The sequence below is a fragment of the Pseudoalteromonas sp. meg-B1 genome (assembly GCF_003173795.1).
Lineage (GTDB): Bacteria > Pseudomonadota > Gammaproteobacteria > Enterobacterales > Alteromonadaceae > Pseudoalteromonas > Pseudoalteromonas undina.
In genome coordinates this window covers 566,425-587,932 of the sequence record NZ_QGQU01000001.1, presented here as the reverse complement: position 1 = coordinate 587,932, position 21,508 = coordinate 566,425, and the positions used below count along the sequence as shown (strand labels likewise).

Sequence of the window (21,508 nt, the reverse complement as noted above, 5' to 3'; positions counted from 1 at the left end):
AAATCCTTAAGGTATTAATGTATCAATGTTCAGTTGCACTTGTCGCACATCTTTACGAAGCAGTACTTCAGAGTGGCCTTCAAGCTCACCAGTACTTGGCATCACTGAATCATCATTAGAAATACGCGCAGAAATAACAATTTCATTAGCACTGGATAAATTTAGCCCTGCCATCATGGCGTTCTCGTCGCTGAGCTCAACGGTGATTGGAAAGCTATAGTCAGTCAGTTTAACAACGGCTAAAGGCATTGGTGAACCTTCAGAAGCTTTAGCAAACACAAACAAAATACCGTTACTGGGCTGTTTATCTTCGAGTTGCTCGTCAACCTTAACCGTGACCTGAATTCCTTGAACAACTTGCAGCTCGTGATTATTCAGCTCGCTTTTCTGAGCTATTTGACCATCGATTTCACTGATGCGCTCAGAAATCATAGCATAACGCGTATCTGACTCGTCCATACTGGCAAGAAGTACCTCAAATGCAGCTTTTGCCTGTACCCAATCCTTTCTCTCAAAGGCAATCAGCGCAAGTAACGAAATCGCATCGAGATTATTTGGCTGGGCTTGTAGCACTTTAGAGAGCATACCCGCTGCGCGAGTCATATTCTCATCACTGCCCTCAAGTAGTAATACCTGCGAGTAGCTCACCAAGGCTTGCATATTATCAGGGTTCATTGACAATGCTTTATCAAATGACTGTTTTGCCATGTCAAACTCATTAAGCATAATAGCGACACGCCCTAACAGCATCCAAGCTACTTCATCATCACCGCTTTGACTTAACTTTGTACGCAGTGCCAATGCAAACGCTTGAAGTTCATTTTTAGATAACGGCTCACCTTTTTGCATTACGGCACGTTGACCATAATCGGCTAAGTTGTCCATTGCATCATGCCACGCCGAAATTTGTTGTTGGCTGCCTGTCATCGCATAAAATATACCTGCTAATGCAATTAAAAACGCTGCCCCTGTTAAAGCAAATATACGGTTATCACCACGACTGTTTAGTGACTTTTCTGGCGATAATTCATTAAGCAAACGACGTTTTAGCTCAATAATAGCCTCGTTATGATTTTGCGAGTCTATACGTTGATTGTCTAAATCAGCCTGCAGTTCAACTAAACGCTGCTCATAAATGCTGATAAGCTGTGCATTAGCGTTGTGAGTAATAGTTACTACGCGCTCTTTTTTTAAAAAAGGCACAATAATAAACAGCAATGCAATGAGTGTGAGTAAAGCAAAAGACGCCCACATTAAAATCATTTAACTTTGCTCCTGACGTTTATTTTGTTTAATCAACTTATTGAGCATCACTTCATCAGCGTCACTCCATGTTTGTTTTACCGACGCTTTACGTTGGCGAATAACAATAAAACCAAAGCCTATTATTACAATGAGTACTGGTAACACCCACAGAATTAACGTAGCCGGCGTTACTGGTGGATCGTAATGAACAAAGTAGCCATAGCGGTCAATCATATAGTCAATGACTTCATCTTTGCTTTTACCATCTTTTACTAACGCCAATACACGATCACGCAAGTCTTTTGCAACTACGGCATCTGAATCAGCAATGTTTTGATTTTGACATTTAGGGCAGCGTAATTCTTTAGTTAGCTCTTCAAAACGAATCGCTTGTTCATTGCTATCAAACTGATAACGATCTTGCTGAGCAAACGCTGCTAAACTAATAAATAAGCTAAGGGTTAATAAAAACAATCTCATGGCTGCAGCTCCTGCATAAGAGGCGCAAACTTAGCGCGCCAAACTCGAGGGTTTATATCACCGGTGTGGTGTAACAAAATAGTGCCATTTTTATCAACTAAAAATGTTTCTGGTGCTCCAGACACACCCAAGTCTAACGCCAAAGAGCGCTCTAAATCTAAAATATTAAACTGATACGGATCACCGGCGCGCGCAAGCATATTACTCACATCGTCACGCAGTGCTTGCATATCAAACGGGCCATCAAAATCGGCATCGTAACTTTGAACATAATACAAGCCGATAATTTTAATGCCTTGTTCACGAAGCTTAGTTAAATAATCAAGCTCAGCTAAACACGTTGGGCACCATGTGCCCCACACGTTTAATAAATACACGTCACCTTTTAACTGCTCATCAGTCCAACGTTTATTATCTTGCATTAAATCAGGCAAGTTAAATGTTGGTACGGTTTGACCAATGCGCCCTGTTTGTATTTCCCGAGGGTTAGCAAACAACCCTTGGTATAAAAACACACAAATAAAGATAAAAATTAATAAAGGGACTATTGCCATCAATTTGCGATTCATAACGCCCCCTCTAATTCATCTTTGCGAGGTGAAGCGCGATAACGCTTATCAAATAAAATCACAAACCCAGCAAGTGAAATCAAAACACCACCGATCCACATCCAACGCACAAACGGCTTGTGATAAATACGTAATGACCATGCCCCTTCACTTAATTGCTCTCCAAGGGCGAGGTATAAATCGCGAGTAAACCCAGCATCTATTGCAGCTTCAGTCATAAACTGCATACCAATGTCGTATCGGCGTTTTTCTGCATAGAGACGCGCAATTGTTGTGTCTTCTTTTAGTACTGTTACCACACCCGCATGACCGCTATAGTTTGCACCACGAATTGTCTTCACGCCTTCAAAACGGTATTGATACTGATTTAGCTGTACGCTATCACCAGGCTTCATTGATACATCACGCTCAACTGAATACGCCGAAGTAAGCGTAATACCGGCAATAACAAAGGCCAAACCAACATGGCCAAGCACCATAGCCCAATAACTTAAACCTAAGCGTTTGATGCCGAGCTTAAGTGAGCCATGAACAGCAGCCTTGGTGTAAAGGTCGATAAAGGTAGCAATAAATATCCATACACCTAACGTAGTTGCTAACAGAGTGAGCGGCGTAACTACTTCATAACTGCTAAACAGCCACGCACAAGTAATAACGACGCTGACTAGTGCGCCAGCAAATATTTTGTTTTGTAAAAACGCCCATTTATTTTGCTTCCAGCGCAAAAATGGCCCTATGCCCATTAAAATCGCAAATGGCACCAGTAGAATGGCAAACATTTTATTAAAGAAAGGTTCGCCAATAGAAATACTGCCTAAGCCCATTTCTTTGTGCACCATAGGTAATAAAGTACCCAATAGTACAATTAAGGTAGCAACCACTAGGAAAATATTATTTAGCCAAAGTGCCACTTCACGAGAGACAAACTTATAACGCCCCTCACTTTTAACCTGTGAAACACGCAAGCCGTAAAGCGCTAGGCCGCCGCCAACAACAATAGCTAAGAAGGCAAGGATAAACAGCCCTCGATCCGGATCGGTTGCAAAGGCGTGCACCGAGACAATAATCCCTGAGCGAACAATAAAAGTCCCCAGTAAGCTTAATGAAAAAGCAGCAATTGCTAATAATACGGTCCATGATTTAAATACACCGCGCTTTTCAGTCACACTTAAAGAGTGTAATAAAGCAGTTGCCACTAACCATGGCATAAGTGATGCGTTTTCAACTGGATCCCAGAACCACCAGCCACCCCAGCCAAGCTCTGCATAAGCCCACCAACTGCCTATAGTAATACCTAATGTTAAGAAGCCCCATGCTGTCATTGTCCATGGGCGTGACCACTTAGCCCAGGTATTATCGAGTTTACCAGTTAACAGCGCGGCAATAGCAAAAGAAAAAGCCACAGAAAGACCTACATAACCCATGTAAAGTAATGGTGGATGAATGATCATCCCTGGGTCTTGTAATAATGGGTTTAAATCTCGCCCTTCAACAGGAAAATAGGGCAATAAACGCTCAAACGGACTTGAGAGCAGTAAGGTGTACATCATAAAGCCGACACCTAAAAAGCCAAGCACACCCAAAACGCGAGCACGAAGTATCCAAGGTAGTGACTTAGAACGCATAGCAACAACGGCTGTCCACCCTGCTTGCATTAATAACCACAGTAAAATAGCACCTTCATGTCCGCCCCACGTAGAGGTGATTTTATAATACCAAGGCAAAGTACTACTTGAATGATAAGCAACGTAAGATACAGTAAAGTCGTCGGTTAGGCTGGCATAGATAAGTGCAGCGAACGACAACGCAACAAATGCAAATTGACCAATCGCCAATGATGGCGCCGCACGCATCAAACGAAGGTTTCCTGTGTGTGCTCCCCAAAGTGGAAAAATACACAACAGCACACTGAGCACCATGGCCAATGTTAAAGAAAAATAACCAAGTTCAGGGATCATATTAACTCCCACTATCTAAGTTATATTTTGGCTTTTCGTGCTTAATGCCTTTTACAGCTTCAGCAACTTCCGCCGGCATATATTCTTCATCATGCTTGGCCAACACTTCAAATGCTTCAATCACGTTAGGCTCTACTAACACACCTTGCGCAACAATCCCTTGTCCTTCACGAAACAAATCAGGCAAAATACCTTGATAACGTACAGTTACCAATGGCCCCGTATCAATCAGCTTAAAGCTTACTTTTAAGCTTTGTTCATTTCTGATCACAGTGCCTGGCACAACCATGCCGCCAATTCTCAGCTTTTGGCCTACAAACGGCTTTTCTTTATTAGGACCTTTACCATCAATTAATTCGCTGGGGGTGTAAAACAAATTAATATTTTCTTGTAAGGCGTACAACACTAAACCAATTGATCCGCCAATACCAAAGAGTACGGCGATAATAACCAAAAGGCGCTTTTTACGTCTTGGGTTCACGAGGTTTGCTCCTGCTTAGAATTTTTAATTCGAGTTTCACGCGCTATTTGCTGCTCAATCGACGCTAAAATTTGTTTTTTATCGCGTAGTGAGCTGAATAGAATACCTAATAAAATCAATGCGCATGTTCCAAAAGAAAGCCATACATAAAAGCCATAGCCTCCCATTGCAATAAAATCTGAAAACGAGTCAAACTGCATAATTACCCCTTAGTTAACAACTGTCGCACCCATGGGCGGTGCTTTTCACGGTGTAAAATTTCATTTTTAAGACGAATTAAAGTCACAGTACCAACAAACGCGGCAAAGGCTAAAATATTAATCATTAACGGCCAAAACATACTTGGGTCAACCGCATCGCGGTTAAACTTAGTGATGCTCGCCCCTTGATGCAGGGTATTCCACCATTCCACCGAAAAGTGGATGATAGGCAAGTTGATCACTCCAACAATAGCTAAAATAGACGCGGCGCGACCGGCTGACTTTTTATCTTCAAAGGCATGGTACAAAGACAACACCCCTAAGTATAAAAATAATAAAATAAGTTCAGAAGTCAGCCGAGCATCCCATACCCACCACGCGCCCCACATTGGTTTACCCCATGCAGCACCAGTAATTAAAGCAATTGCTGTCATACACGCACCAACAGGCGCGATTGCAATTACCGCAAGCTCGGCATTACGTAACTGCCATACCAAGGCAACAATGGCAGCAATCGCCATTGATGAATATGCGCCCATAGATAAAATAGCGGAGGGCACGTGAATAAAAATAATACGGTAACTGTCTTTTTGTTGGTAATCAGCAGGGGCAAAACCTAATCCCCAAACCCAACCAACAATCATACTAACGACCGTAACTACTGCAAAATATGGCAGTAGAGTATTGCATAATTGATATGCTCGCTCTGCTTTCGCATACGGATGTAACCACTTCCACATATTAACTTACACTCACTTTTAATGCTGATGATATGGCAATTGGCGCACTAATAATCGCAACGACTAACATGGCACCTAGGATTGCAAGCTGACCACTGTAATCCAGCGACATAGTACTGGTATCAATAGCGGAAGTTGCAAAAATTAAAACCGGGATATACAAAGGCAAAACGAGTAAACTCATTAAAATACCGCCTTTTTGTAATCCCACCGTTAGGCCTGCTCCTATGGCGCCAATAAAGCTCAATAGAGGAGTTCCTAATAATAGCGTTAATAACGTGGCCATTAGGGCCGTCGTTTCTAAATTTAGTAGTAAAGCAAATAAAGGCGTCATTAGCACTAGCGGTAAACCGGTGATCACCCAATGAGCCGCAACTTTACCTAATACGGTTAATGATAAAGGGTAAGAGGAAGCAATGAGTTGTTCTAAAGAGCCATCGTTATAGTCATCTCTAAATAGCTTATCGAGTCCAAGCATGGTTGATAATAAAGCCGCAACCCAAATAATGCCCGGTGCCATTCTTGATAACAACCCAGGTTCTGGCCCTATCGCTAGTGGAAATAACGAGATAACAATTAAAAAAAACAAGATAGGATTAACTATTTCAGCGCGCTGACGAAAAGCGAGCTTAACGTCTTTGCTAAATACCGCGACAAATAACTGCCAATATGAGTGCTGTCTTGTCATTAGTGGCGGTACTCCAAAGTCAAGGTCTGTAAGTCACTAAAGTGGGTGGTTAGGTCTTGGTGTGTTGTTAACAAAATAGCGCCCCCCTTTGATAAGTGCTCGGTAAAGCGTTGCTGCAAAAAGGCAACCCCACTTTTATCGAGCGCTGTAAAAGGTTCATCTAAAATCCATAACTTGGCTTCAGATAACCACAAACGAACTAAAGCCACCCGTCTTTGCTGACCTGCCGATAATGTTCTTACGGGCACATCTTCCAGCCCTACCAAACCTAACTTACTTAACAAAGGATATAAATCAGGTGTATTTACATAACCATTAATAGCCAACCAATGTGCTACATTTTCAAGTGCACTAAGTTGTACATTAACTCCGGTTTTATGGCCTATAAATAATAAGTCTCTGGCGTATTCGTCATAATATTTTTTGATAGATTGATTACGGTATAAAATATCACCTTCGTCAGGCAGCGAAAAACCGGCAATAATGCGCAATAATGATGTTTTACCAGCCCCATTAGGACCAGCTAACTGCATGATTTGACCGCTTTTAAGGCTAAAATTAAGTTCATCAAACAAACAACGCTCTTGCTTGATACAAGTAACGGACTTAATGTGTAACAAGATGACGATTCTCTCTGCCAAAAATTAGCGGTAAGTCTACCATAATGATAGGGTAATACGAATATTGCTTTAGAATCGATTTACTTAAAATACAGAAAACTTGATATAAAATAATGAATACACCAACGCACATTACAGTGACTAACCCACAGGTTAGTAATCAAACAACCGATTCGGGTAAAACTGCGTTACCAATACTGCCGCCTGAAGTACTAGCAGCAAAAAACATTCAGTTTTCTAAAGATTCAGTGACGCTTGATGTATTTATGAATAAGCATTGGCAAACAATTCGGCTCACTGTTAATGATGCACCGACAAATGTTGAAAAAATAGCAAGCGCTAACATACAGCTAAGTGCAGATGGTAAAAGCTTAACCATTATTCCTAACAACAGTACCTTATCAATTAAACAACCAGAACAGTTACAGCGGTTTTTAAACTTTATTAACACTCAAAGTGATATTCAAAACAACCCGCTATCGATACAAGTTACTTTAAAGCCAACGCCAAAACTGGTGATTGAAAAATTTAATGCCAGCATCGCCATTAATAAACAAATAGCGCAATTACTGGCCGAAGAACCCTTATTAAAAGGCATAATTGAGACTGATGGCAAAGGTACACGGCTAAATATCATTAATCGTTTTGCTGACATTGTACATTCTCAACCTTTAAGCCAGGCAAAACTAACACAATTAGTTGCTAACAATTTAGGTCATGCTCAGCTTCATGCAATGCCCAAGTTTGCGGTGCTAACTCAAAATACCGCAAAAAGCTCGTTAAATATTAGCTTAAGCCATCAACAGTTATCTGAACTACCCACAGCGCCGACTAAGGTAACTATTAGCAGTCAAGCAGATAAACTATTAATTAAAACCGCTTATCAAAATATAACCGTGGAGCTTAAAAACTCATTTAGCAAACCATTTAATGAGATGCTGTCACAGCAACCGCAAGTTGCTATCGATTCGCAAAAAATTAAGCCTCATCCACTTAGTACCGTTAATAGTCCAATTCAATCATGGCTAAAAAGCAGTTTTGCTGATTTTAAAACGCGTATTTTAGATGCAGTAAAACATTTTGAAAGCAAGCCATTTACCACTGCATTAAACGTATCTCAAAAACCAAATGTTGTTAATGAACAACAAAAATGGCTTACACCAACGCAAAAAATAGACATTACGCAATTAAAAAGCCCTTTAGGAACTGCCCCCCCTTTAGTGCAACTAACCCAGCAGCTAAAAACCAGTATCTCTTTATGGCAACAGCGGACGTTATCAACATCCGTAGACTTGCACCCTGTTGTTACCCAATCAGCACAAACAGCTAATCGATCCTTAGCAGCCGTTAATCATTTACAACCGCTGGAAAAGCTATTATTAGCAACCGTTTTAAAGCAAACCGCAACCGCTCCAATAGAGCAAAAAGAAGCAAGCAAACACGTTCTAAGCAGCCAACTAAACACTATCGTAACTAAGGCGGCAGATCAGGGTACTGACTTAAACCGCTTGGTTAATCAAGCTTTTAACCGTATATTGTCAGAAAGTAATTTACACCCGACCACCATACAACGTGAAATACTCAGCACTATAAAGCCGACGCAACTAACCAGTGACACTTTGCAGAGCTCGTTTAATCGAGGTGTAGAACAACTTTCATTAAGCATTTTAGCTGCACCGATTATTAACCAAAACCCAACTGCCGTTAGCATTAATAATCAAAGCGGTTTAGAGGCCCTACTTCAGGTTTTATTACCAAGCTTCAAGACCGGTAATAATACCAATAAGTTATTAGAACAGTTACAGCAACCACAAGTGCAAGCATTAGCAGGTGAATTAACACAAATTAAAAACACCTTAAGCCAAGTGCAAGCTCCCGTTTTGAGCCAGCAGCCTGACACTAACTCCTTAGTGCAGTTTTTATTGCCTATGAAACTGCCACCAGAGGCGGCACAAACAGAAATATCGTTAGGACAATATAAAAAGCCAAACAATGACAAATTAGCGGATAAAAACGTGTGGTTTGTAAGATTAAATTTTGATTATGCTGAACTAGGTAAGCTGCAAATAACCGCAGAGTTGATGGACAAAGCATTAGATTGTCAGTTATTAGCGTCCACTCAAGCTGTGAGCGCGTTGGCTCATCCACACCTTGATAATTTACGCTCAAAACTAGCAAAACAGGGCTTACAAGTCGGCGATCTTAATTTGAAACGCGCAGATGACAACCATCAAGCATTTTACCAATCCCATGCCATTATAAATATTAAGGTTTAGCCATGACGGATTCATTTAAAAACAATTCAGCAATTGGACTGCTCTACGAAACGGGTAATTCACCCACCGTAAGCGCTAAAGGGTTTGGAGAATTGGCGGATGAAATTATTGCCCTAGCTAAAGATAAAGGTATTTTAATCCATCAGGATGAAGCACTTGCAAATACACTTTCGAAATTAGAGCTTGGCGAAGAGATCCCTAAAGAGCTTTACTTTGTTATTGCTGAACTGATTGCTTTTTCATATGTGGTAAGAGGGAAATTCCCGCCCGGATGGCAGGACTTTCAAGGAAAGCTCAATATAAAAGCATGAGCCAATATGATAAAAACAAAAAAGGCGCTAAGCGCCTTTTTGTTTGTGTAAAGAAAATAACAGTTCTGCTTCGGCGCGGGGTAATTCACACTCGCGAATAACCTCATCTAAATCAGCACCTAGCTCAACCATTTTTACTGCTCGAGAGTATATTTTAGCATCAGGGTCATCGTATTTTTGAGCTGCTTGTTGCTGTATCAGCTCTTGGTTTTGTTGTTCTACCTCAAGCACTCGTTTACCAATACTCATTAACCCAGTTCGTAACTCAGAGACTTCGCTACGTAAAATATTAATCTGCTCTGATGAATCTTTAAATTGCTGTAATTGTGCGCCAAGCTCATTCGCATAACGCTTTTTAAACATCACAATTAACAGCAGCGAGAATAGCCCAAATGCCAAACCCGCAATTGCAATACCAAGTAATAACATAATTTTATGTAGAGAAGCTTATATATCGCTTAACTCATCCCATTCGTCATCACTAAGTAGCTTGTTTAAATCAACTAGAATAAGCAGCTCATTATCGCGGTTGCATACACCTTGAATAAATTTGGCACTTTCTTCAGTACCTACGTTTGGCGCACTGTCAATTTCAGAGCTACGTAAGTACACAACCTCAGAAACGCTATCGGCTAAAATACCAATCACTTGCTCTTCAGCTTCAATAATCAAAATACGTGAATTGTCGGTCGCTTCAATATCAGGTAAACCAAAGCGAGAGCGAGTATCAATAACGGTAACAACATTACCACGTAAGTTAATAATACCAATTACATAAGAAGGCGCACCTGGAACAGGAGCAATTTCGGTGTAACGCAGTATTTCTTGCACTTGCATTACATTCACGCCATAGGTTTCATCTTCTAACTTAAATGTAACCCACTGCAAAATTTCATCATTATTATCTGCATTTTTTTTAGCTGACAGTAATTTATCTTCACTCATGCTCTTACCTCGTAATGGTCATTACTTGTGACGGCTATCTAAGCCTTTCTCTAATAGTGCATTTAAATTATTAACATCTATTAAAGCACACATTTTTTCTTTAATTACTCCAGCAAGCCATGGGCGCTTACTGTTATTTGTACGCCATTTTACATCTTCTTTACTCAATGTAATGTTATTTATTAGTTTTTCTGCTAATAAACCCCACTTGCTATCACCTAAAGTGATTAGATATTGATAATTTAAAGACGCTTCTAACTGTTCATCGTATTTTTCGGGCATAACCCAGCGCGCGGTATCAACAACATTGAGCTTTTCTTCTCGATTGATCATGACACCTTTAAACCACTTAGGTTTACCAAATAAATGATTCACTTCTCCAAGCTCATGTATACCGCCTAACGCTTTTAATGGCACGGCTAAAGTGAGCCCAGCCACTTCAAAAAATAATGCCTGAAATTCACCATCAAAGTATTCAGCTTCATTACCGAGTGCTATATCATTTTCAGTTTCAAGCTGCTGCGCTTGGTGAGATTCTATTTCTACATTTGTTACCTGCTCATTGAGCTTTTCAACTTCAACAACCGGCTCAACTACAGGCTCAACCTGCAGTGATTGCTCTTTTTGCTCTTCATAAGCTACCTGCTCAAGCAATTTAGCAACAGGCTCAAGGTCTTTCGCTGGTGCGTCATCAGATAATAACGCCCCTAAATACTGAGTGACTACTTTTTCATTAGCAAATAATTGCTTACTCATTTATTAACCTTGTTTTATTAAATATTCAAGCAATGCTTTATAAGCATAGACTCCACGCGCATTAGGGCAAAAATCAATAGGCACTTTTTGCGCTAAACTCGCATCTCTAAATTTAGTATCAACAGGAATAACACCTGGCCATACTTTTTCTTTATACGTATCTTGTAATGTTTTATAGGCCTCAAGTGACGCTTTGGTACGCTTATCATACATAGTTGGAATTATAGTATATTCATAGCTTTTCGCTTGCGAGGTTTGCATTAACTCCATAGTCCGCATCATTCTATCAAGCCCCTTGAGCGCTAAGAACTCAGTTTGTACTGGCACCAACACTCTTTCACAAGCAGCTAGGGCATTGACCATAAGCACCCCTAGAACGGGCGGGCAATCTAGAATTGCGTAATCGTAATACTCGCTAATTTTAGCCAATGATTTTTTTAAAATCAGGCCCATCCCCGTTTTATTACCCATGCTACGGTCAAGTGTAGCAATTGCCATGGTGGCAGGTAAAATATCAAGGTTTTCTATGGTTGAGGGACATAATGCTTGCAATATTTCTTCGCTTTTCATGCTCGATCCGCGAGTGAAAATATCGTAAACACTAACCTCTAAATCTTCTGAATCAATACCAAAGTAATAAGTTAATGATGCATGAGGATCGGTGTCAATCAGTAAAACTCGCTTGCCTTGAAGCGCAAGGATCCCAGCAAGGCTAACCGCTGTAGTGGTTTTGCCTACCCCTCCTTTTTGATTGGCTACTGTCCAGATTTTCACATTACATCCTAATTACTGTTCATTACGCGTGGTAACACGAATACCACCATGCTCTAAGCGAATTATTTTTATTGTATCGTCTTGAGTAGGTAGCTCAACTTCAGTTGGTTTAGCTGCTTCAGAAACTTGCTGCTCAGTAGCCTCATTCGATGACTCTGAAACCAAGCCGTATTTAGAAAGCGCAATCACCACTTTGCGGTTTTCAGCCCGCCCAGCTTCGGTATCATTATCTGCAAAAGGTGAATATTGGCCGTACCCCTCAATTGCCATGCGCGCAGATTGAATACCTAAGCGCTCTAATTCAACTAATATTGATGTTGCACGTGCCACCGACAACTCCCAATTAGAGCGAAATATTTCATTGCGAATGGTTTCGTTATCTGTGTATCCTCGCACTCTTATATAATTATCGACAGGTGCGATTATTGCTTCAATCTTTTTTACGACTTCTTTGGCTTGATTATGCGCAACAGCACTTCCACTGGCAAACAACAGCCCTGAATTAAGCTCAATAACCAACCAATCTTGACTGAGCTCTAAACTTGCCTCACCACTTCGTATTTCATCAATAAGTGACGATTGTAGCTTAATTAATAAACTATCGAGTGGCTTACCTAAGTGACGTTGACTGATATTACTATTGTCACTTTGACCATCGAGCAATACCGGTCCTTGTTCTTGTTTTTGAATACTTTCGCCATATAAAACCTCAGCCTCTGGAGTCACTCTTTCAAGCAACAAAGCGTCGCCGTTAACCCCTTTACCTTGCTGAGAAAATTGTTTCGCTGACTTATCAAAAACATGCTCCAGGGAATCAGATAGTACTTGTATATTGTCTTCTTTGTTTATTGCAATGGCATACAATACAACAAAAAATGCGAACATAATGGTCATATAATCTGCATAAGAAACTAGCCAACGCTCAGTGTGTTGGCTTTTAGTGTTTTGATGACGTAAGCGACGGCGCAACATAACCGCTAATGGGCCTGTAAAATAGGACGTTCGACGCGGTAAGCTTCAAGCTTTAATTCTATATTAATAGGGCTTTCACCTTGGCTAATGGCAATAACGCCTTCAGCTAGCATTTCATGGTAAAGCATTTTTTGCTCAACACGTTGCTTTAGTTTGTTGGCCATGGGCAAAAATAGTAAATTAGCTAAACCTACACCATATATAGTAGCAATAAATGCCGTGGCAATGCCCGTTCCTAATTGCTCAGGATCATTAATAAACGACATAGCTTGAATCAATCCAAGTACAGCACCTAGGATACCGATAGTCGGGCTGTAGCCTCCCATCGCTTCATATACACGGCTAGCTTCAAGCAATCGTTCTCGTTCAAGTAATAAATCTATTTCAAGGGTATCGCGAAGCTTTTGATCTGAGCAACCATCGACTAATAAACTCAGCCCTTTAGTGGCATAGGGATCAGAGTGAGTAAGCGCTTCGTTTTCTAGCGCTAAGTAGCCTTCTTGGCGAGCTTTGTGCGACCAGCGCTTGACTTGCTCAATGGCATCTTCAATATTGTGGTCATCAGTAACAAAAACCCAATGAGTAATACTGAGCATTTTCTTAAAAGTATTGGCTGATGTTTGCAGCATCACCGCCCCCAATGTGCCACCTAATACAATAATTAGTGCTGGCCCATTAAACAGCGCAGATACCACACCTCCCTCTAAAGAATAACCGATTGCAATAGCACCTAATGCAACCAATAACCCTAAAATAGAAAGCTTATCCAAAGCCAACCTCTCTTTTTAAGCGCACCGCCACATCATGAAGGCCTATGCTTTCATTTGCTAACCCAGCACTAGCTACTGCTTGCGGCATACCATATACAACACAACTTTTCTCATCTTGAGCCCAAATTGTAGCGCCAGTTTGTTTAAGCATGCGAGCACCGTCACGACCATCTGCGCCCATACCAGTCAAAATAATGGCAAGTACATCGCCTTGATACGCTTTTGCTACACTAGCAAAGGTAATATCCACACTAGGCTTATAGCTAACTCGTTCATTTTTATCTTCAAATACGCGTAATGTTCTGTTTGAACCTCGCCCTTCTACCATCATTTGCTGACCGCCTGGCGCTAAATAAGCACAGCCTGGTTGCAGTCTATCGCCTTGCTGTGCTTCTTTTACTTTAATTTTACACAAGCTATCTAATCGGGTTGCAAACGCAGGTGTAAATGCTGCTGGCATGTGTTGTATGAGTAGTATTGGGTGTGGGAAATTAGCAGGTAACTGAGTCAATATAGTTTGTAGTGCAACCGGGCCACCTGTTGATGTGCCAATAGCAATTAATTGATATTGCTTACCACTAGCACGTGTTGATGCGCTACTAGAAGGCGTTGGGTTTGCGCTTTTAAAGCTACGATCAGGTTGCACTATAGGCTTATTAGCAAAGCGCTCAGAAGTGCTTGGCGCTGGTTTAATACTTGGAGCAGCAGGCGCTCTGGTAATTCTACCAATTCGCTGGCGGCCTATTTCTTTAACTTTATTTTGTAATAGCTTTATTGCGTCGTCGTTATTACGAGCAATATCTTCAAACTTTTTCGGTAAAAAGTCCATCGCGCCGGCATCAAGTGCATCTAAGGTGGCAGATGCGCCTGCGCGTGTTAACGAGGAGAACATTAAAATAGGAGTGGGGTTACTCGCCATGATCTCTTTGACCGCGCTAATACCATCAAGCACCGGCATTTCAACATCCATGGTGATCACGTCAGGTCGTAATTGAGCTGTTTTATCGACAGCTTCTCGACCATTTACAGCGAAACCTATAACTTCAATGCCGCTGTCTTGTTCAAGAATTTCACTCACTCTGCGGCGAAAAAAGCTTGAATCATCAACTACTAAAACTTTAACAGCCATTTCGCTCTCTTATTCAATGAATGGGTAGGCATAAAATATATGCCTACTTTTAATTATCCAGCGTAATGCTTTAACATACTTGGCACATCTAATATCAGTGCAATGCCACCATCAGAGGTGATTGTTGCACCTGCCATACCAGGCGTACCTTGAAGTAATGCGTCTAAAGGCTTAATTACCACTTCCTCTTGACCAATAAGCGAGTCAACAACGAAACCCACTTTTTGAGTTCCTATTTGTACAATAACCACATGACCTTGTGCTTTTCGCTGACCTCTATCGGCCCCTTTGATGAGCCAATGTTCAAGGTAGAATAACGGAATCGATTTTTTACGAACAATTATAGTAAGCTGACCATCAACCACATTGGTTTTTGTTAAATCTAAATGGAATATTTCACTTACACCCGCCAGCGGCAACGCAAAGGTTTGTTCGCCTACCACTACCATTAAGGTAGGCAGTATTGCCAGTGTCAGCGGTACTTTAATCTCTAAAGTAGTACCTACGCCCATCTCTGATTTAATATTTACTGAGCCATTGAGTTGAGTGATTTTTGTTTTAACCACATCCATACCAACGCCACGGCCAGAAATATCTGAGATCTCTTCTTTAGTTGAAAAACCAGGTGCAAAAATAAGGTTATACGCTTCAGTATCAGAAAGGCGACTCGCTTGATCGTGATCAAGCACCCCTTTACTAATCGCAATCTTTTTAAGCTTTTCAGCATCCATACCGGCACCATCATCTTGGATGGTAAGCAGGATATGGTCGCCTTGCTGAGACGCTGATAAAGTAACAGTACCGGTTCTAGGTTTACCCGATGCTTCACGAACATCTGGCATTTCAATACCATGATCCACTGAGTTGCGCACTAAATGCACGAGTGGATCTGCCAATGCTTCCACTAAATTTTTATCTAAATCGGTGTCTTCACCAACAAGTAATAAATTAATATCTTTTTGCAGCGTTCGTGCTAAATCTCGTACTACACGGGGGAAACGGCCAAACACTTTTTTAATTGGCTGCATTCGTGTTTGCATTACCGCACCTTGGATATCAGCAGTCACTACATCTAAATTAGAAATAGCTTTACCCATAGCCTCGCTGTCAGAGTTTGTTGCCAAGCTTACCAAACGATTTCGCACAAGTACCAATTCACCAACCATATTCATTATTTGGTCTAAACGTTTGGTATCAACACGTACTGTTGTCTCCGCCGGTGGAGGCGCTGCTTTTTTAGGCGGCGCTGTCTTAGCTGGCTGTGGAGAAGGTGCCGGCTTTGCAGGCTCTGCTTTTGGTACCGGTTTAGGCTCAGGTTTTGGCGCAGCAGGCGCAGGCTTATTTGCGGCTACTGGCTCAGGTTTACTTTCTGGAGCCGATGTTTCTAACGATTTAGGTGCACCTTTGCCATGTAATTCATCTAGCAAAGCTTCAAATTCATCGTCACTTATTTCATCATCGCTCGCGCTTGAGTCGTTATTTTGTGAAGCCACAGGAGCCGATGGTGCTTGCTGTGGTGTACTTGGGGCGCTTTGAGTAACTTCGCCAAAACTACCAACACCATGAAGCTCATCTAATAAGCTATCAAATTCATCGTCAGTTATATCGCCACTGACATCATTATCACTTGATGAGGACTGTTCTTCTTGTGGAGCTTGACCTTTACCATGTAACTCATCAAGTAAGCTTTCGAATTCATCTTCAGTTATTTCATCAATCTGAGAGTCTGAGCTACTGCTATCTGGGCCGCTAAATAATTCATCAAAAGCAAACGGATCTTCTTCCGCATCATTGCTTGGCTGCTCAGCTACAGGTTCTACCGAGGGAGTTTCAACAGGGGCTGTGTCTTCAACTACAGAATCGCCAGCAAGCTCTTCTGCCGTCGGTGGTTGTCCAAGTTTATGAAGGACTGCAAGTAACTCTGGATCAGCAGGTTCTGGTTGGTCACGATTTTTAATTGTGGCAAACATTTCATTAATGGTGTCGAGTGCTTGTAAAATTACATCCATTAATTCAGAGTTAACTGTTCTTACACCTTGGCGCAATAAATCAAACACGTTTTCAGCACCATGACATGCATCAACAAGCTCTGTCATTGCCAAAAAGCCGGCGCCACCTTTTACAGTGTGGAAACCACGAAATATTGCGTTTAGTAGTTCAGTATCATCTGGGTTGTTTTCCAGTTCTACTAACTGTTCAGATAAAAGCTCAAGGATTTCTCCGGCCTCTACTAAAAAGTCTTGTAAAATATCTTCATCGACTTCAAAGCTCATGCAGTACTCTCCTATTAGAAGCCCAAACTTGATAATAGATCATCAACTTCATCTTGATCAGATACAACATCATTACGCGATTCTTTATCAATAATAGGCCCTTCTGGGCCTGCTAGTGTTTGTGCAACAATGGAATCTTCTGTTTCTTCTGGTTGTTCGGTCAGTTTTGCTGGCTCAACTTCACCTTGTGCTGCAAATGCAGTTAACAAGTGGATTAAGCTTTCTTCAACTTCACGCACAAGTTCAATAACACGACGAATAACCTGACCAGTTAAATCTTGATAGTCTTGAGCCATCAATACATTGGTCATCAACATTTGCAACTCATCAGTTTTATGATGAGAGCTGTTCATAAACTTATCAATACTATGGCAAAGTGACTTAAACTCACCAAGCTCTATTTCGCGGTTCATTAATCGATCCCACGTTGGCTTGATGTCAGCTATTTCGTCAGCAATTTCTTGTGCTAATGGTAAGCTTGCTTCAACCGCATCCATTGTTTTATTGGCTGCGTTTTCTGTCATTTCCATGACGTAGTTAAGGCGTTTTTTAGCGTCAGGGATGGCATCAGTGGTAATATCCGTTAAACGCGTGTCTAACTCGAAACTCTTTAAAGCTTCGTGCAATTGACGCGTTAACTTACCCACCTCAGCAAATAGCTGTGATTGCTCTTGTGAAGCTGTTTCTAAAATTAACTGATTCGCTTTATCTTGCTCACCATTTTCTAAAAAAACCACTAACTGGCGAGCTTGTTCTAAAGTAATCTGAGGCGCAGCAGGTGCTGACATAAGCCTCTCCCTCTCATTAACCTAAGCGTTCGAACACTTTTTCTAATTTAGTTTTCAATGTACCTGCAGTAAATGGTTTAACAATGTAACCATTAACGCCAGCTTGGGCAGCAGCAATTATTTGTTCTTTTTTAGCTTCTGCTGTCACCATTAAAACAGGAATATGCTTTAATTTTTCATCAGCTCGAATTGCCCTCAAAAGATCAATACCTTGCATGCCTGGCATATTCCAATCTGTTACAACAAAATCAAACGCTTGATTTTGTAACATAGGTAAAGCAGTTGACCCGTCATCTGCTTCTTGAACATTGGTAAAACCTAAATCGCGCAACAGGTTTTTAATAATACGTCTCATCGTCGAAAAATCATCAACAACAAGAATTTTAATGTTTTTATCCAAAACATCCTCCAGTGAGGCCTGAACCTTTATTTACTTACTTCTAGTTTATCCAGTCATTGATTTTTGCTTTAAGCTTAATCATCGCCTGACCATGTATCTGACTTACACGCGACTCACTTACATCGAGTATATGCCCAATTTCTTTTAAATTCATTTCATCGTTATAGTACAAAGAAAGCACCATTGCATCTTTTTCCGGTAACGACTTTATCGCATTGAGTAAAGACTCATTAAACCGTTCATTTTTAACATTATTGAAAGGTTTGTCTAGTGCTAAATCTTGACCATGCGGTGTAATCACATCATCGTCAATACCAAGGTCTTCAATACCTAAAACTTTGCTTACATTCACATCGTTTAAAATATGATGGTACTCATTTAACGAAATTTCAAGTTTTTCAGCAACTTCACTATCTTTGGGTTCACGGTTTAAACTACTTTCAAGAGCAACAATAGTCTCTGCTACTAAGCGGCTTTTTCTGTGAACCGAGCGTGGAACCCAATCACCTCGACGCATTTCATCTATCATTGCACCACGAATACGAATTCCCGCAAAGGTTTCAAAACTCGCACCTTTGCTTGCATCAAAGTTTTTTGAAGCTTCTATTAATCCGATCATACCTGATTGGATTAAATCATCTAGTTGCACACTGGCCGGTAAACGAGCAATTAAATGGCATGCCACTTTTTTGACTAATGAGGCATGCTTTTCAACAATCATATTTAAACTCTGTGTTGACTGATATCCCATAGCTCTATTCACCGGTATTGTCATTATTAGTTACTAACTAGCTTCTCAATAAAAAACTCTAAATGACCCGAGGCTTGACTAGGTGTTGGCCACTTAGTAATTTTTGTCGCCAGTGTTTTAAAAGCAATCGCAGCAGGAGATCCTGGAAAAACTTCAACTATCACTTTTTGGCGACGCGTTGATTTGCGCATATTCTCATCATAAGGAACTGTTGCAACAAGCTCCATTGATATATCTAAAAATCGGTCGGTTACTTTTGAAAGTTTAGCAAATAATTCCTGCCCTTCACGTAAGCTACGCACCATGTTGGCAACAATTTTAAATTTGTATACGCCGTGCTCACGGCTCAGTACTTTAATGAGCGCATAGGCATCGGTAATTGATGTTGGCTCATCACATACCACCACAACCACATCCTGTGCGGCACGAGAAAAGCTCAATACCATGTCAGAAATACCCGCAGCGGTATCAACAATTAAAATATCAAAATCAGTGTTAAGCTCGCTAAATGCACGAATAAGTCCGGCGTGCTCTGAAGGAGATAACTCAACCATACTTTGCGAACCCGATGTTGCAGGTACTATTTTTATACCTGCAGGGCCTTCAACTAAAATATCTTCAAGTTCACACTCACCTGATAAAACATGAGATAAATTGCGCTCTACACGCAGTCCAAGCATAACATCACAATTAGCTAACCCTAAATCAGCATCTAAAACCAGCACACGTTTGCCTTGTTGGCCTAGCGCGATTGCCGTATTAAGGGATACGTTTGTTTTACCTACTCCACCTTTGCCGCCGGTGACAGCGATAACTTTTACGCCGTTATTATTATTGTTGCTCATTTTGCGAAGGCCGCTTGCTTGATCTAAAACTGTGTTAATCATACATCTCTACTGTGCTCGACGCCACTGATTGGTGTCGTGATTGTTGTGCTTTTATTCTTTTCAAATACAATTGCTCAGCTTTTTTTACTAGTTTTTCGGCATTTGCCACTCTAATATCTTCTGGTACTCGCTGACCGTTAGTAAGATACCCTATTGGGAGACGATTTTGAATCGCAATACTAATAATCTCACCTAAACTCAATGACTCATCTAACTTAGTAAAAATACATCCACTAAGCTGTACTTTTTTAAAATGCCTTACTGTTTCTTGTAATACATTAATTTGTGCTGTAGCACTTAATACTAAATAACTACGTATATCTACACGCTGATTACGCATCAAGGTATTAAGCTGCTCAGTTAAACGCAAATCTCGCTGACTCATTCCTGCTGTATCAATTAAGACTAGACGTTTATTTCGTAAATGGTATAAAACTTCTGCTAATTCATTTGCATCTTTGACTTGTTTAACGCCACAGCCAATAATTCGACCATAGGTTGCTAGCTGCTCATACGCACCAATACGGTAGGTATCAGTAGTAATAAGTGCGACTTTATCAGCACCATATTTTTGCGCACCTAATGCAGCTAATTTTGCAACTGTGGTGGTTTTACCTACCCCTGTTGGGCCTACTAGTGCATAAACACCACCTTGGCGAAGAATTTCGTTGTTAGTGGTTTGCATTTGATCTTCAACCATATTCAATAAGGCTTTCCAACCTTGTTGGCGAGATACATCATCAGGTACAAAGCATGCCATTTGCTCAGCAACGTCTTTATCTATCCCCATACCCACTAAACGGTCAATCATACATGCACGGGTTGGATCGCGACGTGCCATATCTTGTTGCATTAAACCTGACACTTGATGTTCTAGTAATTGACGAATTGCGTTCATTTCTTCGCGCATGGTGCTTATATCACTCGACTCGTTCGGCATCGTTTGCTGGCGTGGTGCACTCGGTGAGTCTAAATCGTCAAAGCCACTGTCTAAATCATCAAAACCTAAGCTATCAGCTTGAGTACGAGGACGTGCAGGTGCGCTTGGTTCACGCTCAAACATATTTTTAGGTCGAGATTGCACAGCTTCTTGTTCTTGATAATGACCAGAGGTATCAATGCCTGATTGTGAAAACATTGACGCAAGCTCTGCTGAACGAGGACGGGGAGATTGACGTTCTAATAAAGCTTGTAAACTATCAGCTACCTTTGCTTGTGGCTTAGGTTGAGCACGTTGTGGCTCTGGTTTTACAAAATTATGTGAGCTCTGGGTATGTGCAAATGAAGCGCTTGCAGCTGGCTGGCTTTGAGGCTGCTCTGGCGCTTTTGCTGCGGCTTTGTCGTAATCAACAGCAGCAACAATTTCAACGCCATTAGCTAGTTTCTTATTTGACATAATAACCGCATCAACACCGAGCTCTTCTTTTACTTCTTTTAGTGCGGTGCGCATGTCTTTAGCAAAAAAACGTTTAATTTTCATAATTCAAACCCCTTT

The 21,508-nt window shown here is 41.0% G+C and carries 24 protein-coding genes; 2 read left to right on the top strand and 22 right to left on the bottom strand.

Annotation, left to right across the window (positions count from 1 at the left end):
- Positions 1 to 6 precede the first annotated feature (6 nt).
- From ccmI to ccmA, 9 genes are read right to left on the bottom strand one after another with little or no spacing between them, the layout of a single operon-like run.
- On the bottom strand, positions 7 to 1,263 hold the full coding sequence (gene ccmI, locus DK924_RS02755) for a c-type cytochrome biogenesis protein CcmI (protein ID WP_010387952.1): 1,257 nt from the start codon (positions 1,261 to 1,263) through the stop codon (positions 7 to 9).
- Positions 1,264 to 1,725 carry a cytochrome c-type biogenesis protein gene (locus DK924_RS02750; protein WP_010387951.1) on the bottom strand — a complete coding sequence of 154 codons (462 nt, stop codon included), beginning with the start codon at positions 1,723 to 1,725 and terminating at the stop codon, positions 1,264 to 1,266.
- Entirely contained in the window at positions 1,722 to 2,294 is a 573-nt protein-coding gene (locus DK924_RS02745) for a DsbE family thiol:disulfide interchange protein (RefSeq protein ID WP_036933069.1), read from the bottom strand. Before DK924_RS02745 ends, DK924_RS02750 begins: the two co-directional genes overlap by 4 nt.
- Positions 2,291 to 4,252 (bottom strand): heme lyase CcmF/NrfE family subunit, encoded by a 1,962-nt coding sequence (locus DK924_RS02740; protein WP_054201701.1) that lies wholly within the window; start codon positions 4,250 to 4,252, stop codon positions 2,291 to 2,293. The genes DK924_RS02745 and DK924_RS02740 overlap by 4 nt, the downstream gene beginning before the upstream one ends.
- A gap of 1 nt (position 4,253) precedes the next feature.
- On the bottom strand, positions 4,254 to 4,733 hold the full coding sequence (ccmE, locus tag DK924_RS02735) for a cytochrome c maturation protein CcmE (protein ID WP_075169670.1): 480 nt from the start codon (positions 4,731 to 4,733) through the stop codon (positions 4,254 to 4,256).
- Positions 4,730 to 4,933 (bottom strand): heme exporter protein CcmD, encoded by a 204-nt coding sequence (gene ccmD, locus DK924_RS02730; RefSeq protein WP_055013035.1) that lies wholly within the window; start codon positions 4,931 to 4,933, stop codon positions 4,730 to 4,732. Before ccmD ends, ccmE begins: the two co-directional genes overlap by 4 nt.
- A gap of 2 nt (positions 4,934 to 4,935) precedes the next feature.
- Complete coding sequence (locus DK924_RS02725; protein WP_036985043.1) at positions 4,936 to 5,673, bottom strand: heme ABC transporter permease; 738 nt, start codon at positions 5,671 to 5,673, stop codon at positions 4,936 to 4,938.
- A 1-nt stretch (position 5,674) separates the two neighbouring features.
- Positions 5,675 to 6,361, bottom strand: coding sequence for a heme exporter protein CcmB (ccmB, locus tag DK924_RS02720; protein WP_054201703.1), 687 nt, complete (start codon positions 6,359 to 6,361; stop codon positions 5,675 to 5,677).
- On the bottom strand, positions 6,361 to 6,981 hold the full coding sequence (gene ccmA / locus DK924_RS02715; RefSeq protein WP_075169671.1) for a cytochrome c biogenesis heme-transporting ATPase CcmA: 621 nt from the start codon (positions 6,979 to 6,981) through the stop codon (positions 6,361 to 6,363). Before ccmA ends, ccmB begins: the two co-directional genes overlap by 1 nt.
- 113 nt (positions 6,982 to 7,094) lie before the next feature.
- On the opposite strand from ccmA, the gene DK924_RS02710 reads away from it, so the two are divergent.
- Positions 7,095 to 9,257 (top strand): flagellar hook-length control protein FliK, encoded by a 2,163-nt coding sequence (locus DK924_RS02710; protein WP_109874285.1) that lies wholly within the window; start codon positions 7,095 to 7,097, stop codon positions 9,255 to 9,257.
- 2 nt (positions 9,258 to 9,259) lie between these two features.
- Entirely contained in the window at positions 9,260 to 9,568 is a 309-nt protein-coding gene (locus tag DK924_RS02705; RefSeq protein WP_054201705.1) for an EscU/YscU/HrcU family type III secretion system export apparatus switch protein, read from the top strand.
- Positions 9,569 to 9,595: 27 nt separating this feature from the next.
- Here the strand turns inward: DK924_RS02705 and DK924_RS02700 are convergent, their stop codons facing one another.
- The 13 genes from DK924_RS02700 to flhF are packed head-to-tail and all read right to left on the bottom strand — an operon-like array spanning position 9,596 to position 21,493.
- Positions 9,596 to 9,997: a DUF2802 domain-containing protein gene (locus DK924_RS02700; RefSeq protein ID WP_054201706.1), complete on the bottom strand. Its 402-nt coding sequence runs from the start codon at positions 9,995 to 9,997 to the stop codon at positions 9,596 to 9,598.
- 18 nt (positions 9,998 to 10,015) lie between these two features.
- On the bottom strand, positions 10,016 to 10,513 hold the full coding sequence (locus DK924_RS02695; RefSeq protein WP_008112225.1) for a chemotaxis protein CheW: 498 nt from the start codon (positions 10,511 to 10,513) through the stop codon (positions 10,016 to 10,018).
- 21 nt (positions 10,514 to 10,534) lie between these two features.
- Complete coding sequence (locus tag DK924_RS02690) at positions 10,535 to 11,269, bottom strand: CheW domain-containing protein (RefSeq protein ID WP_109874284.1); 735 nt, start codon at positions 11,267 to 11,269, stop codon at positions 10,535 to 10,537.
- Between the two features lie 3 nt (positions 11,270 to 11,272).
- Entirely contained in the window at positions 11,273 to 12,043 is a 771-nt protein-coding gene (locus DK924_RS02685; protein ID WP_109874283.1) for a ParA family protein, read from the bottom strand.
- Positions 12,044 to 12,055: 12 nt separating this feature from the next.
- Positions 12,056 to 13,015: a flagellar motor protein MotB gene (locus tag DK924_RS02680; protein WP_109874282.1), complete on the bottom strand. Its 960-nt coding sequence runs from the start codon at positions 13,013 to 13,015 to the stop codon at positions 12,056 to 12,058.
- 5 nt (positions 13,016 to 13,020) lie between these two features.
- Entirely contained in the window at positions 13,021 to 13,785 is a 765-nt protein-coding gene (locus tag DK924_RS02675) for a flagellar motor protein (protein ID WP_054201710.1), read from the bottom strand.
- A complete protein-coding gene (locus DK924_RS02670) occupies positions 13,778 to 14,914 on the bottom strand; it encodes a chemotaxis response regulator protein-glutamate methylesterase (RefSeq protein ID WP_054201711.1) in 1,137 nt (378 codons plus the stop codon). Before DK924_RS02670 ends, DK924_RS02675 begins: the two co-directional genes overlap by 8 nt.
- A gap of 53 nt (positions 14,915 to 14,967) precedes the next feature.
- A complete protein-coding gene (locus DK924_RS02665) occupies positions 14,968 to 17,187 on the bottom strand; it encodes a chemotaxis protein CheA (RefSeq protein WP_109874281.1) in 2,220 nt (739 codons plus the stop codon).
- 14 nt (positions 17,188 to 17,201) lie between these two features.
- Complete coding sequence (locus DK924_RS02660; protein ID WP_109874280.1) at positions 17,202 to 17,975, bottom strand: protein phosphatase CheZ; 774 nt, start codon at positions 17,973 to 17,975, stop codon at positions 17,202 to 17,204.
- Between the two features lie 16 nt (positions 17,976 to 17,991).
- Complete coding sequence (gene cheY / locus DK924_RS02655; protein WP_008112210.1) at positions 17,992 to 18,375, bottom strand: chemotaxis response regulator CheY; 384 nt, start codon at positions 18,373 to 18,375, stop codon at positions 17,992 to 17,994.
- Positions 18,376 to 18,415: 40 nt separating this feature from the next.
- A complete protein-coding gene (locus tag DK924_RS02650; RefSeq protein WP_054201714.1) occupies positions 18,416 to 19,126 on the bottom strand; it encodes an RNA polymerase sigma factor FliA in 711 nt (236 codons plus the stop codon).
- A gap of 26 nt (positions 19,127 to 19,152) precedes the next feature.
- Positions 19,153 to 20,013, bottom strand: coding sequence for a MinD/ParA family protein (locus DK924_RS02645; RefSeq protein WP_054201715.1), 861 nt, complete (start codon positions 20,011 to 20,013; stop codon positions 19,153 to 19,155).
- A complete protein-coding gene (gene flhF, locus DK924_RS02640; protein ID WP_109874279.1) occupies positions 20,006 to 21,493 on the bottom strand; it encodes a flagellar biosynthesis protein FlhF in 1,488 nt (495 codons plus the stop codon). Before flhF ends, DK924_RS02645 begins: the two co-directional genes overlap by 8 nt.
- Positions 21,494 to 21,508 lie beyond the last annotated feature (15 nt).